Here is a 948-nt window from a genome sequence, read left to right as displayed (position 1 = left end):
GGGCTGCCGAGCGCCGTGCCGGGCATGACGATCAACAAGGTGTGCGGCTCGGGCCTGAAGGCCGTGATGCTGGCGGCGAACGCGATCGTCGCGGGCGACGCGGAGATCGTGATCGCGGGCGGCCAGGAGAACATGAGCGCGGCGCCGCACGTGCTGCCGGGCTCGCGCGACGGGTTCCGGATGGGCGACGCGAAGCTGGTCGACACGATGATCGTCGACGGGCTGTGGGACGTGTACAACCAGTACCACATGGGCATCACGGCAGAGAACGTCGCGAAGGAATACGGGATCACGCGCGAAGAGCAGGACGCGTTCGCGGCGCTGTCGCAGAACAAGGCGGAAGCCGCGCAGAAGGCCGGGCGTTTCGATGACGAGATCGTGCCGGTGTCGATCCCGCAACGCAAGGGCGAACCGCTGCAGTTCGCGACCGACGAGTTCGTGCGTCACGGCGTGACGGCGGAGTCGCTGGCCGGGCTGAAGCCGGCGTTCGCGAAGGACGGCTCGGTGACGGCGGCGAACGCGTCGGGGCTGAACGACGGCGCGGCGGCGGTGCTGGTGATGTCGGCGCAGAAGGCGGCGGCGCTGGGCCTGACGCCGCTGGCGCGGATCAAGGCGTACGCGAACGCGGGCGTGGATCCGAGCGTGATGGGCATGGGCCCGGTGCCGGCGTCGCGCCGTGCGCTGGAGCGCGCGGGCTGGACGCCGGGCGACCTGGATCTGATGGAGATCAACGAGGCGTTCGCGGCGCAGGCGCTGGCGGTGCACAAGCAGATGGGCTGGGACACGTCGAAGGTGAACGTGAACGGCGGGGCGATCGCGATCGGCCATCCGATCGGCGCGTCGGGCTGCCGGATCCTGGTGACGCTGCTGCACGAGATGGCCAAGCGCGATGCGAAGCGCGGGCTGGCGTCGCTGTGCATCGGCGGCGGGATGGGCGTCGCGCTCGCG

The 948-nt window shown here is 70.7% G+C and carries 1 protein-coding gene; it reads left to right on the top strand.

What is annotated here, in order from left to right; all coding sequences use genetic code 11:
* Positions 1-948 (top strand): acetyl-CoA C-acetyltransferase (locus tag QZM72_RS35470; protein ID WP_301740439.1); only part of this gene is annotated, 948 nt, incomplete at both ends.

The organism is Burkholderia sp. AU45388, assembly GCF_030481585.1.
Classification (GTDB): Bacteria; Pseudomonadota; Gammaproteobacteria; order Burkholderiales; family Burkholderiaceae; genus Burkholderia; species Burkholderia sola.
Note: the sequence above shows the minus strand (reverse complement) of the source record. Positions and strands in the feature narration are given on the sequence as shown.